Below are 13,335 nucleotides of genomic sequence, written 5' to 3'. Positions count from 1 at the left end.
TATATTAAATACCTATCAAATAGAAGGGAGCAGCAAAATGTCTTTGGTTAATACAGAAATTAAACCTTTTCAAAATACCGCCTTTAAAGATGGAAAATTTATCGATATATCTGAAAAAGATATTAAAGGAAAATGGAGCATTTTTTTCTTTTATCCTGCTGATTTTACCTTTGTTTGCCCAACTGAATTAGGTGATTTAGCTGATCGCTATGAAGAGTTTCAAAAATTAGGCGTCGAAATTTATTCTGTTTCAACGGATACCCATTTTACTCATAAAGAGTGGCATAGTCATTCAGACACGATTGGTAAAATTAAATATACCATGATTGGCGATCCTAGTTGGACATTAACGCGTAATTTTGAAGTGATGCGCAAATATCAAGAAAATGATGAACAAAAAGAATTAGGATTGGCAGATCGTGGCACATTTATTGTTGATCCAAAAGGTATTATCCAGGCAGTTGAAATTACTGCGGAAGGGATTGGGCGTGATGCATCCGATTTATTACGTAAAATAAAAGCTGCGCAATATGTAGCAAGCCATCCAGGTGAAGTATGTCCAGCTAAATGGAAAGAAGGGGAAGCAACCTTATCCCCTTCACTCGATTTGGTAGGAAAAATTTAATTAAAATTTTTTTGTGAGTAATTTTACTGTGTTCGGGTGCATTTAGCACCCGTTTTTTTCGGGGATAAAGCAATGCTTGATAGCAACATGAAATCTCAACTTAAACTATATTTAGAAAAATTGATCCAACCAGTTGAGTTGATAGCAACCTTAGATGATAGTGAAAAATCTACCGAGATAAGCACATTATTACAGGACATTAGTACACTGTCAGATGAAATAACTTTTAATAAAGACAATAATCTAACAGTACGTAAACCCTCATTTTTAATTACTAATCCAGGTAAAGATAACGGATTACGGTTTGCCGGCTTGCCATTAGGTCATGAATTTACCTCATTAGTTTTGGCATTATTGCAAGTTGGCGGCCATCCAGCGAAAGAAGCGGTAGAATTGTTAGATCAGATCCGTCAATTAGAGGGAAAGTTTCATTTTGAAACCTATTATTCATTGTCATGTCATAATTGCCCGGATGTTATTCAAGTTTTAAATCTAATGGCGGTCTTGAATCCTAATATTACTCATACTGCCATCGATGGCGCTATTTTTCAGTCTGAAGTTCAGCAACGGAATATTATGGCAGTGCCTGCTGTGTTTCTAAATGGCAAAGAGTTTGGGCAGGGGCTGATGACTTTAAGTGACATGGTCACTAAAATTGATGTTAATGCTGAAAAAAATACTGTTCAAAAATTAAATCAGCAACTGCCATATGATGTCTTAATTGTTGGTAGCGGACCGGCCGGTGCTTCAGCCGCTATTTATGCGGCTCGTAAAGGTATTCGTACCGGTATTATCGGCGAACGCTTTGGTGGGCAGGTCTTAGATACTATTGATATTGAAAATTATATTTCTGTATCAAAAACCGAAGGACCCAAATTAGCTACTGCACTACGTGGCCATGTCAATGATTATGATATTGATATTATCGACTCACAAATGGTAGCAAAACTCATTCCCGCCGATGCGGCTGATAAGTTGCATAAAATTGAAACAGTATCGGGTACTACTTTGCGTTCCCGCAGCATTATTATTGCCACAGGGGCTAAATGGCGTGATATGAATGTGCCAGGCGAAAAAGAATATCGTACCAAAGGAGTAACTTATTGCTCCCATTGCGATGGGCCATTATTTAAGGGTAAACGAGTCGCTGTGATTGGTGGAGGTAATTCTGGCGTTGAAGCCGCGATTGATCTTGCCGAAGTTGTTGAGCATGTTACTTTATTAGAATTTGCTCCAGAAATGAGAGCAGACGCAGTGTTGCAACAGAAACTAGCGAGTTTAAGTAACGTGGATATTATTTTGCAGGCCGAAACCCTCGAAGTCAAAGGGGATGGTGTAAAAATGACTGGCTTACAATATAAAAATCGGCAAGATGGTTCAATCCATGTAGCGGTTGCTGGAACTTTTGTTCAAATTGGTTTACTACCTAATAACCATTGGTTAGATGGCGTAATTGCACATAATGCAATCGGTGAAATCAAGGTTGATGAAAAAGGTGAGACCAATATAAAAGGTATCTTTGCTGCCGGCGATTGCACAACTGTGCCTTATAAACAGATCATCATTGCGGCAGGAGAAGGGGCGAAAGCATCACTTAGTGCTAGTCACTATCTGATGAATGTAATGGAATCAACAGTTATTTATATTGATAACGATATATCGACTAAATTTAACGATTGCCCCCTCGATGAGGGGGCTTTTTTTATTAAGTGTTTCATTAGCATTTAGCTTTAATAGCATTATCGCCAGGCGGGAGGAATAATTTTTTAAACGTGTCATTACAATGCTGTCTTGCGTAAATAGTCATATTGTCAGATAATATATTGGTACAAGTGGAATTGTTTGCTACTCCGATTCCGAGTAATTGTTTTCTTCCATTCATCAAACCTATCAGATAGTGAAGTGGGATCAATTTGATGGGCTTTTTCCATTAAAGCGTAGGCATAATATCTAAGTATTATTGGGGAGTTATCTTCGGTACCAAAGAATACCTTACTTGTATACCGGCTAAAAACAGTGGCTAATGAGAACAGATGTTCCGCTTTTTCTCTATTGGTACTAGATGTTAAATGAAATAAATTGATAATTTGGTCATAATTTTGCTCTTTTAATTGATACTCTTTGGCATCTATCACACGAGAAAATATTTTATTTAATTCCTGTTGAACAATATCATCTACTAGCTTGGTGCTATGGCTCTTGGAATTGAGCGCATCAAGAAATAGTGGCTTAAAGCGTTCACCTAAATCCAGTGTTTCAATCAGCTTATGCAATGAGGCCTGATAATGCCCATCTTTGAAGGGAATTGAGAACAGCGGAAATTCTTGTTGATAACATTGTGTCAGATTGTATTCAGCCGGGCTTAAACATTTACCATCCTGAAAAAGCACGATGTTATCCCATTTTGTGTACCGGTCAGGGTGTAGCATGTTATTGAGAATATTTTCAGAAACGATTAACGTTCTTCCTGGTTTTGTCGGTGATAAAAGTAGGTAATTTGCTGCATGTTTATCTGCCCAATCGGCATTGCCTTCATAATCACCAAAAACACCTTTAATTTCCTCTTGTTTGACTAGTTGCTGAATTTTTGGTAGGTTTAAATATTTTTCATATAGGCTATCGATTGTGATCCCATTTACTATATTGATTTTTAATTCATTATATTTATCGTCAATACTTGCGATACTGGTTAATAGGCTACCTTGATAATTGAAGTGATTAAGTTTAGCCTCTAGGTTTCTTGCACTCCAATTGTTAGGGAGCGCTAAAGTTAACGTATTGTTTAAGCTAGCACCAGCAAAATTAGTGTTATTAATATTGAGTTCTTCTAAAATGGCCGAATGTGAATCAATATTGCTTAAGTCAACATTAATTAGATTAGTATTAGTTAAATTAGCGTGACTCAAATTTGCTTTTATCATTTTAACTTCAGTCAGGTTAACCTCAATCAAATTGGATTTAGTGAAATCAGAGCGTTATGTAGTCTAGCCTGACAGAAATCTCTTTTGCCTTTTAAGATACGTGCCAAATCAATATAGCTTAAATTTTCTTCCGCCAGATCCATCACGCTATTGGGGGTGGTTAATATCACATGTAATGCCTTAATTCCCTCGAGTCTTGTTCTTCTGTTCACCAATTTGTAGTCCTTTTGCCCAAAAAGGGTAAAAAAACTAGAGATATCAAATGCCCCAGCCACGATAGCTTCTCTAATCTTGCCTTTTTGCGCTTCGGTAATGCAACTATAAAGAGGAATGAGACTTAAGAAAAAAGCCGCTACTTTTTGCTGGGTGGTTTTTTGGTAATCTTCATCATCTAATTTTTTAAATAGCTTGTTAGCATGTAATTCAGCCAGTTTTTCTAATGCCATTTTTTCGGCTGTTCTGTTGCTTTTTTTAGTAAGGAAGGAGAGTGGATCTTCAAAGTAAAATTTTTGTTATAACGGGTATTTTTGTGATCTTTTATCAAGTTAAAGATTAGATCTCGTTTGCGGTCAACTCGCGATAATTTATAGTTCCCCATTTTTTGATCTTTTTCCAGGGCATAAATCCGCTCTTCTCCATTAAACGAACACATCAGCATATCAATTGCCTCAGGAACAGGAATAATCAGTCCATCTTCAGCCACTAGTCCAGCTACGCCAGGTGGCAGAGAATGAATATTATTATCGCGGGCATTATATTCAACTTTGAGTTGATTTATTTCTGCTTGTTGAATAAATCTCATCGATATTGGGTAATAACGTTATTCCATCTCGATTATTGCGATATTCAACCTCTCTATTCTTGTATAAGTAGTCATTTAACCAATCTTCAGCAATATCATGTTGCTTTAATTGCTGGCGAGCGAGCTCAGGCCGGCTTTGCCAGTCTTGCAACAAATGACTGAGTTGAATAAAAGGATTATTCTGGCTGAATTGATTGGGGAGATGTTAGGCAAAAAGGTTGAAAAAAACCTCAGTGTGGCTGACTTATGCCAAATAATAAAATCACAACATAAAATTTTTTAAATTCTGAATAGACGGCAGCAGGGGAGCATTACTAATTTCTGCTTTATTGATAATTTTCCGCATCCAATTTACTAATGTAGTCTGATCTAATGGCATCCAGTTGCCGATTAAATAGGTTTTATTTCTTGGTTTATCTATTATTGCCATGGTGACATCTCTTTTTATTAGTTTAAGTTTAAAATTAAAATGTTTTAATTATCATTAAAAATACTTTGCTAAACAAACCATTAACTGTTTGTTATGTGCAACAAAATCAAGATACTTTGTAAAAAAATTAAATAGGAAGTAGGCGATAGATGGTGAAGTGACACTTTAAAGGACATGGAAATATAATTACTGAAAATAGATTTATATTTAACATAATATTCATTATGCGAACCTTAATGGCAAATCAGTGGTTTCAAATTTGAATCGTCTATATTGGTACAGAAGTTAAACGTTCTTTGGGGAATTGTGATATACTCAAAATAAAAGGAGCCTACCTATGTCTATCAAAATAAATGATGCGACCAACATATTCATCAATAATAACGTTATTAATTTAAAAGAAAATGATAAAAATAGTAAGTTACTCTATATAAAAAACTTTTTCTATCAAATAATAACCCTTGGATTAAAAAGGTCTTTGTTTGAAGCAAGAGCAGAAGAAAAAAAAAATTATTTAATATGGCCTTTTCTGTATTTAAAGCTATGCACCTTTCTTTTAGTGATATAAAAAAAGATTATCAGAGAGACATGTATTTTTCCCCTTGTAGAAAATATAAGATATATCAATGTGAATATAATATATATATTAGTAAGTTAGACAGAAACGGTGATGAAATTACTGATTCACGTATCGAACTGGCTAACCTTAGTAAAAGAGAATATTTTGAAAACTTCAAAAAAAAATTCTCAGAAATTAAAGAATACAATAGCTATAAAGAAATAGTAGATAACAATTACAAAATAATAAGTGAATTAAAATATTTTAATATCAATATATTAGATAATCTCAAAGAAGTAGCTATTCGTTATACGATAGAAAATAGTTCTAACTATTTGAATAATCCAAACAACTTTGAATTAAAGAAAAAACTAGAAAAAACATCACGTTCTTTTAAAGAATACACAGAAAATAAAATAGAAACACTTAATTTGGGAATGGATGATTTAATTCCCATGATTCATTTTTTCCTTGAAAGTAATGAAGAATTACAAAGAGTTTTATTAAAAACAGACATTCACGAAAGTTATATGTTTGACGTTATCGATGAGAAAAATAAACTTTATGATGACCGAAGAGCTGCAAATTGGACACATATATCAACCATTCTTAAACTAATTAACGATAGTAAATCCGTAAATATAACATTACAACAGAATAAAAAAGATGAAATGGCAGATAATAAATATGAAGAATTCAATTTATTAGAAGAAATAGATAATTATATACTACAAAATAGCGAAAAAATATCGTTCAACTTCTGAGCAAATCAGAAAATATATTAAAAATAGATAACAATACCGTGATAATGCGGTATTATTTCACCAGATTCTAGATTGTGCGAACCTTAATGGTATTTTACGGAATATTGATTTAGGAATAATCATTTTATTAATTTGGTATAAAATTAAACAACAAACAAAAGCAAATAAAAAATCAATCATCGCTAAAAAATTCGCTTGTCTTCGACCCTCAAACCCAATCCACAAATTCAGAGATTGGCACATTGGTCATGGCAATTTTTTCAGCAAACGTATTTAATGAAAATAGCAGGATAAAACTAACAAGACACCAACGCATTTTTTCCCCTCCCGTATATTCTGATTTTACAGGCACTCATCACTTCAATATTGTAACCTTGTTGAATAAGCTCACCGGATTCAATCATTTCATTATCCATTAAAAATAAAATCCGCGTTTCATCACCTAATAATTTAAATGATTTTATTTTTAATTTATTTATTTCAAATTGCTTAACGACCTGTGTTTCTAATATTTCTTTTTGAGGATGATGAATAAAAAAATAACCTATAGAAATACCCAATAAACAGCCTAAAATTAATAATCTTAATTTTGAAAAGCGTTTTAAATAAATACGAGTTAACCGCATAATTTTGCTTAATGTTAATGGTTGTTGATAACGCCCATAAATAGAATAAGGCGGTAAAAGACAATAAACGCCCTTATTATAAAAAGAAGAAAACTGTTGTTTGGTATCATAGGCATCATATAAATCCGTACCACGATATATCCAACGTTCAACAACAGGCGATTGAATGTTATCGCCATATTTAACTATCCCTAAATGAATTTTTGGCGCGGATATTTTGGCACCAAAAATAATACTCAATAATGACCCAATCAATGGAACGGCAAAGCGGTCAAGTCTTCGGCAATAAACCACATGCTCGGCTAACGCTTCTCTGGCCTGTTTATCCACTAATGAAATATTTTGCACTAAAAAAATAATATCCCAGCCTAATTTACGGGCATGTAAAAACCAGTCTAAAACAGGTTGACGGCTTTTATCATTCCAGCTGCGGGTATTTAACCAAGTGCCACATTCATCAAGCACTAATAACCCATTTAATTTTTCATCATACGTTTTATTACCACGCCCAATGGCATTTAAATCAAATAACGTCGGTTTATCGGGTAAACGATAAATCATTATTTTCTTCGCTATTTTACCAACAGCGGGCATATTATGGGGTTTTAAATCAATATTTGTCGCCACCGGACAACCCTTTATTAATTTATCCTGAATCTTCGCCACGGAAATTAATGATTTTCCAGAGCCTAATGCCCCTGTGACAAAATAAACCGCCATTTATAAAATCCTGTGGTCATAATAAGCGAAACTAAAGCCGTAACAATTAATCCCGTTCTCGTGATTAATTTAGTAAATAACACCGCGATATAACTTAATACCAAAGGAACAAAACCCGTTAAATAACGTAATACCGCTGCAAGTCCTAATAATACGGGCATTAATCACCTCCCTTGCGTAACAACGAAGTTAACGAAGTGAAAACATACCAAAACGTCAATGCTGCCATTGCCCACGAAAGCAATGATTTTATTGCGGTTAACTTATCGCACCCAATTCTGATTTCATAAACGTCGTCCGCAAAAAGAATAAAATCAGAACACCCCTGACCATTAGGAAAAATAGACACATGACTAAAAATTGAACGCCAAAAAGATCCCTCTTTAACCTCTAACGGACTGGCAATCTTAACCGCTGTATCAAATACCGATTCTCCTTGACCATATAAAGTCGTATCAGGATCAGCAAAATTACCTGCCCCTCTTAATAAATTATCAAACGACCCAGAAATACTTTTTAATGATTCATCGGTTTTTTTAGTCGCCTCTGAAGTATCCTTACCACTATCATATTCTTCAATTAACGATTTTTTTAACGCCGTTTCTACCGCAGAAGCAATATCATCCTCGTCATCTGAACCATTTCCACCCGCACCACCGCCGATACTACCGCTTCCTTCATTCCCGCCGGAACCGCCACCCGCACCACCGCCGCCCTCATGCCCACCAGAACCCTCACCCGGATTACCTCCATGACTGCCAGAACCATTCCAATCTCGAAAACCAGGTTATATACTTCCGGTAACCCTACTGTTGCCATAGCGATTACCTATTCTGCTAAATCAAGGAACATTTCAACGTTATGCCCCGTTAAGGGTTGTCCTGTCTGCTTATCGTGATATCTAAACGAACGCTCAAAGCCAGAAATACGGCAAACCAGTTCATTCACTTCTGAATCAATCGCCACCACACGCCGTTTAGAACGTATTTTTACAACCGGCGGTTTAGAATAAGGGTCAGGCGCGGGTAAAATAACGGTGGTATAAACATGTCCATCATTAGACGTACTGACACGGGTCACTTTTCCACTAATTACCGTTTGATATAAGGGCAATGCAGCCATAATGGTTCACCTTTCTTGATTCAAGCATTTGCCACTTGTTTAAATGGATAAATAGTATTTTGACGTTCAAAAACACTGACTGGCTCGACATACCAGTCAGGCCGTTGTTGAGAAAAATCGATATGAATAACTTTATAAAAAGGAATGACGTTAGATTTATCGCCCGTGAGATTTTGTAATTGTGATTTGCTGATACCAATATTGGTTAATAAAATCAAATTATCATAAAATGTTCTTCTTGCCAGAGAGTTAAAAACATTTAAATAACCTTCATTGACTAAACGACGATAAAAACCAAATATTCGTTGGGCTTTGGCATAGGAAATATTGCCTTTTGGCGTAGTGGAATAATAATGTGATTTTAATCGTTCAAAAATATGTTCATCATCATAAATATTCATTTCCATACCCCTCAGTGCCGTCAGCAAATCATCAAAACTTTTCATCCACAGATCGTAAATTAAATTAGCCCCATCACGTTCATAGTGTTGTTGATAAAAACAAAGCGCCGAAAAATTAACCGGGATCTGATTATCTTTTAAAAACCGTTTTTTTAATCGCCCTTCTAACCGCAACAGGTTATTGGCAAAATCCGTCAGGCGTTTATCATTTAAAATGGCATACTGATTAAGCAACACCTCATCATTGGGATTAACCTTTAATTTTCTTTGTATTTCACCCAAACGTTTTGCCAATTCAGGGGCTTTGTAATAAATACACAATTCCCTGTGTTTAGAGCCACGGTTAAAATAGACGGTTGATTCATAATCGTTTGATTTCGTGGCTTTGGTTTGTCCATGACTGATATTTTTGAAATAAGCAATCACCTGTTTACAAATACTTTCCGTTGGTAATCTCACTGATAACGTTGTATGAAGCTCAGAAACTTCTGTATTTGCTACATCTAACAGATTAAAAAGATGCGGCATGGAAACCGCTAGATTAGTGATTAACTCCAAACCACATAACGCAATATTGGTTGAACCAAACACGTTATGCCCCTGCAAGAGTTTGGCAGGTGAAGCCTTAAGATTGACGCGCGGGAAAATCAAATGGGTTCCCTGATAAATTTTCATCCCCAGACTGGCAAAATGCGTCGAGAGCGATTCAAAAGGATGCGTTAAGCCCTGAACAGATAAATCCCCTTTTATTTCAAATTCCACATCACGAGCAGACAAGCGAATACCGCTTAATTTAGCAATCTGCATAAAATCGATAGAGCCTCCTCCGTGCTCTCTATCACGAGATGTTCTCATTACATACTCATCTTTAAATGGAATCTGAAGCTCAAGAAGATCAATCATAATAACCACTATATGAATACTAATACTGATTATATATAGTCAAACATCTTTAAATAGTCAACTTACTATTCATAAATAAGTTATTATTTCTATAAATGACTCACAAGAGAGAATTTTTATGGCTATAGGTGATAATATACGAACAAGGAGAGAAGCTTTAGGAATGACTAGAGAAGAGTTAGCCGAAAAAACACAAATATCATTCTCTCAATTATCAAAAATAGAAAGAAATGAACAAAAAAATCCAACTATTCAATCAATTATCGCAATCAGCACCGCTTTAAATTGTTCAGTTGATGAGCTTATATATAATAAAAAATCAACTGACACTAATTATTTAATAAAAGTAATAAATAACTTGCCATTAGAAGATCAAGAAGTAATAAAAAAAATAAGTAAAGGTATGAGCCTGATAAATCAAGCTGAAGAAATGTTAAATAAAAATCAATAAATATAATAAAACATGTAAAATAATGCGGAATCCGCACAAGAGTACATAATTTAGTCATGCACTCTTGATTACGCAACATTTAATTAACAAATGGCTGATGTAAATGGAAAAGAAAAAAATAATAAAACAACTAAAAGAACTAGAAATTGAATTTAGAAAAAATAACCCTGACGTCATCGGTTATACCCTGTTTAATACCGTTAATCGAAAATCCCTTATTTGGGCTTACCGTCAAGTCAGGCTATCTAGATTAATAAAGCAAATGTTTACAGCAAACAACTCCAGTATTTAACTGATTGATCGCTTTTGAATATTGGAAGATAAAGGAGTTTAGGTTAACCAAGTACACGCAAAATTATCATATATTTTGCTTCAATGCCTCTTATGAAAAAGGAAAAAATGATGAATGATATTCAATCAACTTTACCGGCTACAAATTCAGTAACTCAATATAATACATCATCATATAGTGATGGTATGGAGAGCATTTCTCAAATCAACGAACTGATGATGATGCTAACTGAAATGCTAAAAAAACTCCGTAATACCTTGCAAGAATTTAACCAGAAACAACAAGAACTAGGATGGAATATCCAGGTTGCTTCAATGGATAAAAAACGTGAAGGCATAGATAACGCAAATTCTGCGGCAAAATGGGCAGCATGGGGACAAATAGCTGCAGGCGGGATCGGCCTAGCTGGAACAGGGGCTGGAGCATTATATGGTCGTTCCGCCGCGGTAGCTGCAAATACAGTTGATAAAGCCAATCAGGCAATGCAAACAAGTTTAACAGTCGGAGGACAGATTGGATCAGGTTTAGGTCATGGCACACAAGGCATTACACAAATACAATCGGCTAACGACACAAAATTAGCAGAACTAGATAAATTGACAGGAGAACTTCAAACAACTAATGCGCAAAATTACGCAAAAAATACTAATGATTTAGCAGACAAAATTCGGCAAGTTTCTGAGCAAATGAGAGCTTTTACGAAAGATTTAGTTGAGTTACATAGTCGAATAAATTCGGCCATTCGCCATTAAAATTTGTTTTAACAATTAAAGTTAATAAACTCACTGTATGTATTTTTTAAGATATGAAAAAAACAAAAGAACCATCATAAATTTAAGAGGATAAATTATGATTACTTCATCAGTGGATTCATTCAGCAGTAATGCTATTTCAGGATCGTATAGTGTTACACATGGCTATAAAGAAGATCCTATATTATCTCAAGGTATAGAAATATTATATACTTTCATGAACTTACTCACAGATTTAGCCAACGCAAAATATCTTGAAATGAGAAAAAGAGCCGATTTTTCAAGAGATTCTCAAGAAATGGCTAATCGAGTTGATGAAATCATCGCTAAGGTAGCGAAGGAAGGCGATAAAGCAAAAGCAGAAATTCCTGACGATGTCAGAATATTTATGGAAAAAAATAATATCACTGTTGACGGAAAAAACATCAACGATTACGCGCCAAAAGGTCAAGCTTTAGATCAAGGTCAATTACAGGCAGTAAAAGCCGCAATCAAAACCGTATCAGACAGAGCTTCTGATTTTGTTTCTCAATCACAATTACAAATTCAAAAAGTCATGCAGACTTACAATGTTACCGTTAGTTTACTCAATAGTATGCAAACTATGCTAGGAGAAATGAACAAATCAATTGCGCAAAATATCCGCTAAAAATGAGAATGATATCAAATACAAAAGGTAAGTAACCGCAGGTTCGCACAATGGCGTTATGTGTAAATGGCCGCCGTCTGCGAGGAGATATTTTCGCAGACGGCTATTCAACATAACGGCGTTGTAGATTATGCGAACCTTAATGGCAAATCAGTGGTTTCAAATTTGAATCGTCTATATTGGTACAGAAGTTAAACGTTCTTTGGGGAATTGTGATATACTCAAAATAAAAGGAGCCTACCTATGTCTATCAAAATAAATGATGCGACCAACATATTCATCAATAATAACGTTATTAATTTAAAAGAAAATGATAAAAATAGTAAGTTACTCTATATAAAAAACTTTTTCTATCAAATAATAACCCTTGGATTAAAAAGGTCTTTGTTTGAAGCAAGAGCAGAAGAAAAAAAAATTATTTAATATGGCCTTTTCTGTATTTAAAGCTATGCACCTTTCTTTTAGTGATATAAAAAAAGATTATCAGAGAGACATGTATTTTTCCCCTTGTAGAAAATATAAGATATATCAATGTGAATATAATATATATATTAGTAAGTTAGACAGAAACGGTGATGAAATTACTGATTCACGTATCGAACTGGCTAACCTTAGTAAAAGAGAATATTTTGAAAACTTCAAAAAAAAATTCTCAGAAATTAAAGAATACAATAGCTATAAAGAAATAGTAGATAACAATTACAAAATAATAAGTGAATTAAAATATTTTAATATCAATATATTAGATAATCTCAAAGAAGTAGCTATTCGTTATACGATAGAAAATAGTTCTAACTATTTGAATAATCCAAACAACTTTGAATTAAAGAAAAAACTAGAAAAAACATCACGTTCTTTTAAAGAATACACAGAAAATAAAATAGAAACACTTAATTTGGGAATGGATGATTTAATTCCCATGATTCATTTTTTCCTTGAAAGTAATGAAGAATTACAAAGAGTTTTATTAAAAACAGACATTCACGAAAGTTATATGTTTGACGTTATCGATGAGAAAAATAAACTTTATGATGACCGAAGAGCTGCAAATTGGACACATATATCAACCATTCTTAAACTAATTAACGATAGTAAATCCGTAAATATAACATTACAACAGAATAAAAAAGATGAAATGGCAGATAATAAATATGAAGAATTCAATTTATTAGAAGAAATAGATAATTATATACTACAAAATAGCGAAAAAATATCGTTCAACTTCTGAGCAAATCAGAAAATATATTAAAAATAGATAACAATACCGTGATAATGCGGTATTATTTCACCAGATTCTAGATTGTGCGAACCTTAATGG

The 13,335-nt window shown here is 34.2% G+C and carries 19 protein-coding genes and 1 pseudogene; 10 read left to right on the top strand and 10 right to left on the bottom strand.

The annotated features are described in order from the left end of the window. Window positions 1–37: 37 nt before the first annotated feature. Together ahpC and ahpF are read left to right on the top strand one after the other, a co-directional pair. Complete coding sequence (gene ahpC / locus AC01GB_RS16200) at window positions 38–625, top strand: alkyl hydroperoxide reductase subunit C (protein ID WP_474452686.1); 588 nt, start codon at window positions 38–40, stop codon at window positions 623–625. A gap of 72 nt (window positions 626–697) precedes the next feature. Continuing rightward, a pseudogene (ahpF, locus tag AC01GB_RS16195) lies at window positions 698–2,242 on the top strand (alkyl hydroperoxide reductase subunit F); the annotation flags it as partial. Between the two features lie 194 nt (window positions 2,243–2,436). Here ahpF and AC01GB_RS16190 read toward each other — a convergent pair. Genes AC01GB_RS16190 through AC01GB_RS16175 form a run of 4 tightly spaced genes read right to left on the bottom strand, consistent with a single transcriptional unit; the run spans window position 2,437 to window position 4,499 of the window. Next, window positions 2,437–3,576: a pentapeptide repeat-containing protein gene (locus AC01GB_RS16190; RefSeq protein ID WP_474452685.1), complete on the bottom strand. Its 1,140-nt coding sequence runs from the start codon at window positions 3,574–3,576 to the stop codon at window positions 2,437–2,439. Next, complete coding sequence (locus tag AC01GB_RS16185) at window positions 3,573–3,992, bottom strand: hypothetical protein (RefSeq protein ID WP_474452684.1); 420 nt, start codon at window positions 3,990–3,992, stop codon at window positions 3,573–3,575. Before AC01GB_RS16185 ends, AC01GB_RS16190 begins: the two co-directional genes overlap by 4 nt. Beyond that, window positions 3,983–4,348 (bottom strand): hypothetical protein, encoded by a 366-nt coding sequence (locus AC01GB_RS16180; RefSeq protein ID WP_474452683.1) that lies wholly within the window; start codon window positions 4,346–4,348, stop codon window positions 3,983–3,985. The genes AC01GB_RS16185 and AC01GB_RS16180 overlap by 10 nt, the downstream gene beginning before the upstream one ends. Further along, window positions 4,305–4,499, bottom strand: coding sequence for a hypothetical protein (locus tag AC01GB_RS16175; RefSeq protein ID WP_474452682.1), 195 nt, complete (start codon window positions 4,497–4,499; stop codon window positions 4,305–4,307). The genes AC01GB_RS16180 and AC01GB_RS16175 overlap by 44 nt, the downstream gene beginning before the upstream one ends. A gap of 616 nt (window positions 4,500–5,115) precedes the next feature. Between AC01GB_RS16175 and AC01GB_RS16170 the strand changes: the two genes are divergently transcribed. Continuing rightward, a complete protein-coding gene (locus tag AC01GB_RS16170) occupies window positions 5,116–5,346 on the top strand; it encodes a hypothetical protein (protein ID WP_474452681.1) in 231 nt (76 codons plus the stop codon). Between the two features lie 20 nt (window positions 5,347–5,366). Further along, window positions 5,367–6,101, top strand: a complete 735-nt coding sequence (locus AC01GB_RS16165; RefSeq protein WP_474452680.1) for a hypothetical protein — start codon at window positions 5,367–5,369, stop codon at window positions 6,099–6,101. A gap of 296 nt (window positions 6,102–6,397) precedes the next feature. Here AC01GB_RS16165 and AC01GB_RS16160 read toward each other — a convergent pair whose 3' ends face one another. From AC01GB_RS16160 to AC01GB_RS16135, 6 genes are all read right to left on the bottom strand, one after another. After that, the gene (locus AC01GB_RS16160; RefSeq protein WP_474452674.1) at window positions 6,398–7,447 is read right to left on the bottom strand and encodes a zonular occludens toxin domain-containing protein; all 1,050 of its coding nucleotides are present in this window, start codon (window positions 7,445–7,447) and stop codon (window positions 6,398–6,400) included. Continuing rightward, a complete protein-coding gene (locus tag AC01GB_RS16155) occupies window positions 7,417–7,608 on the bottom strand; it encodes a hypothetical protein (protein ID WP_474452673.1) in 192 nt (63 codons plus the stop codon). Before AC01GB_RS16155 ends, AC01GB_RS16160 begins: the two co-directional genes overlap by 31 nt. Continuing rightward, window positions 7,608–7,796 (bottom strand): hypothetical protein, encoded by a 189-nt coding sequence (locus tag AC01GB_RS16150; RefSeq protein WP_474452672.1) that lies wholly within the window; start codon window positions 7,794–7,796, stop codon window positions 7,608–7,610. The genes AC01GB_RS16155 and AC01GB_RS16150 overlap by 1 nt, the downstream gene beginning before the upstream one ends. A 254-nt stretch (window positions 7,797–8,050) precedes the next feature. After that, entirely contained in the window at window positions 8,051–8,266 is a 216-nt protein-coding gene (locus AC01GB_RS16145; protein WP_474452671.1) for a hypothetical protein, read from the bottom strand. 9 nt (window positions 8,267–8,275) lie between these two features. Further along, window positions 8,276–8,569 carry a DNA-binding protein G5P gene (locus tag AC01GB_RS16140; protein WP_474452670.1) on the bottom strand — a complete coding sequence of 98 codons (294 nt, stop codon included), beginning with the start codon at window positions 8,567–8,569 and terminating at the stop codon, window positions 8,276–8,278. A gap of 20 nt (window positions 8,570–8,589) precedes the next feature. Further along, window positions 8,590–9,873, bottom strand: a complete 1,284-nt coding sequence (locus tag AC01GB_RS16135) for a phage/plasmid replication protein, II/X family (protein ID WP_474452679.1) — start codon at window positions 9,871–9,873, stop codon at window positions 8,590–8,592. Between the two features lie 118 nt (window positions 9,874–9,991). Between AC01GB_RS16135 and AC01GB_RS16130 the strand changes: the two genes are divergently transcribed. The 6 genes from AC01GB_RS16130 to AC01GB_RS16105 all read left to right on the top strand — a co-directional run bounded on the left by AC01GB_RS16130 (window position 9,992) and on the right by AC01GB_RS16105 (window position 13,245). After that, on the top strand, window positions 9,992–10,324 hold the full coding sequence (locus AC01GB_RS16130) for a helix-turn-helix domain-containing protein (RefSeq protein ID WP_032116486.1): 333 nt from the start codon (window positions 9,992–9,994) through the stop codon (window positions 10,322–10,324). 103 nt (window positions 10,325–10,427) lie between these two features. After that, complete coding sequence (locus AC01GB_RS16125; RefSeq protein WP_474451769.1) at window positions 10,428–10,616, top strand: hypothetical protein; 189 nt, start codon at window positions 10,428–10,430, stop codon at window positions 10,614–10,616. A 107-nt stretch (window positions 10,617–10,723) separates the two neighbouring features. Next, window positions 10,724–11,368 carry a type III secretion system translocon protein SseD gene (sseD, locus tag AC01GB_RS16120; protein ID WP_474451768.1) on the top strand — a complete coding sequence of 215 codons (645 nt, stop codon included), beginning with the start codon at window positions 10,724–10,726 and terminating at the stop codon, window positions 11,366–11,368. Window positions 11,369–11,465: 97 nt separating this feature from the next. Further along, on the top strand, window positions 11,466–12,017 hold the full coding sequence (gene sseB, locus AC01GB_RS16115) for a type III secretion system translocon protein SseB (RefSeq protein ID WP_474451767.1): 552 nt from the start codon (window positions 11,466–11,468) through the stop codon (window positions 12,015–12,017). 243 nt (window positions 12,018–12,260) lie between these two features. Next, on the top strand, window positions 12,261–12,440 hold the full coding sequence (locus AC01GB_RS16110; RefSeq protein WP_474452677.1) for a hypothetical protein: 180 nt from the start codon (window positions 12,261–12,263) through the stop codon (window positions 12,438–12,440). Next, complete coding sequence (locus AC01GB_RS16105) at window positions 12,406–13,245, top strand: hypothetical protein (RefSeq protein ID WP_474452676.1); 840 nt, start codon at window positions 12,406–12,408, stop codon at window positions 13,243–13,245. The genes AC01GB_RS16110 and AC01GB_RS16105 overlap by 35 nt, the downstream gene beginning before the upstream one ends. The last annotated feature ends 90 nt before the right edge of the window (window positions 13,246–13,335 follow it).

Source organism: Candidatus Arsenophonus phytopathogenicus (genome assembly GCF_056113345.1).
The sequence above is the reverse complement of the archived record's forward strand: the minus strand, read 5'-3'. Positions and strand labels throughout refer to the sequence as shown.

What these genes read in the sequence shown, in the direction of transcription:
- AC01GB_RS16130 (WP_032116486.1), top strand. Translation starts at nt 9,992, where the DNA reads ATGGCTATAGGTGATAATATACGAACAAGGAGAGAAGCTTTAGGAATG.
- AC01GB_RS16140 (WP_474452670.1), bottom strand. Translation starts at nt 8,569, where the DNA reads ATGGCTGCATTGCCCTTATATCAAACGGTAATTAGTGGAAAAGTGACC.
- ahpC (WP_474452686.1), top strand. Translation starts at nt 38, where the DNA reads ATGTCTTTGGTTAATACAGAAATTAAACCTTTTCAAAATACCGCCTTT.
- AC01GB_RS16155 (WP_474452673.1), bottom strand. Translation starts at nt 7,608, where the DNA reads ATGCCCGTATTATTAGGACTTGCAGCGGTATTACGTTATTTAACGGGT.
- AC01GB_RS16145 (WP_474452671.1), bottom strand. Translation starts at nt 8,266, where the DNA reads ATGGCAACAGTAGGGTTACCGGAAGTATATAACCTGGTTTTCGAGATT.
- AC01GB_RS16125 (WP_474451769.1), top strand. Translation starts at nt 10,428, where the DNA reads ATGGAAAAGAAAAAAATAATAAAACAACTAAAAGAACTAGAAATTGAA.
- AC01GB_RS16160 (WP_474452674.1), bottom strand. Translation starts at nt 7,447, where the DNA reads ATGGCGGTTTATTTTGTCACAGGGGCATTAGGCTCTGGAAAATCATTA.
- AC01GB_RS16110 (WP_474452677.1), top strand. Translation starts at nt 12,261, where the DNA reads ATGTCTATCAAAATAAATGATGCGACCAACATATTCATCAATAATAAC.
- AC01GB_RS16185 (WP_474452684.1), bottom strand. Translation starts at nt 3,992, where the DNA reads ATGGCATTAGAAAAACTGGCTGAATTACATGCTAACAAGCTATTTAAA.
- AC01GB_RS16180 (WP_474452683.1), bottom strand. Translation starts at nt 4,348, where the DNA reads ATGAGATTTATTCAACAAGCAGAAATAAATCAACTCAAAGTTGAATAT.
- AC01GB_RS16165 (WP_474452680.1), top strand. Translation starts at nt 5,367, where the DNA reads ATGTATTTTTCCCCTTGTAGAAAATATAAGATATATCAATGTGAATAT.
- AC01GB_RS16135 (WP_474452679.1), bottom strand. Translation starts at nt 9,873, where the DNA reads ATGATTGATCTTCTTGAGCTTCAGATTCCATTTAAAGATGAGTATGTA.
- sseD (WP_474451768.1), top strand. Translation starts at nt 10,724, where the DNA reads ATGATGAATGATATTCAATCAACTTTACCGGCTACAAATTCAGTAACT.
- AC01GB_RS16170 (WP_474452681.1), top strand. Translation starts at nt 5,116, where the DNA reads ATGTCTATCAAAATAAATGATGCGACCAACATATTCATCAATAATAAC.
- sseB (WP_474451767.1), top strand. Translation starts at nt 11,466, where the DNA reads ATGATTACTTCATCAGTGGATTCATTCAGCAGTAATGCTATTTCAGGA.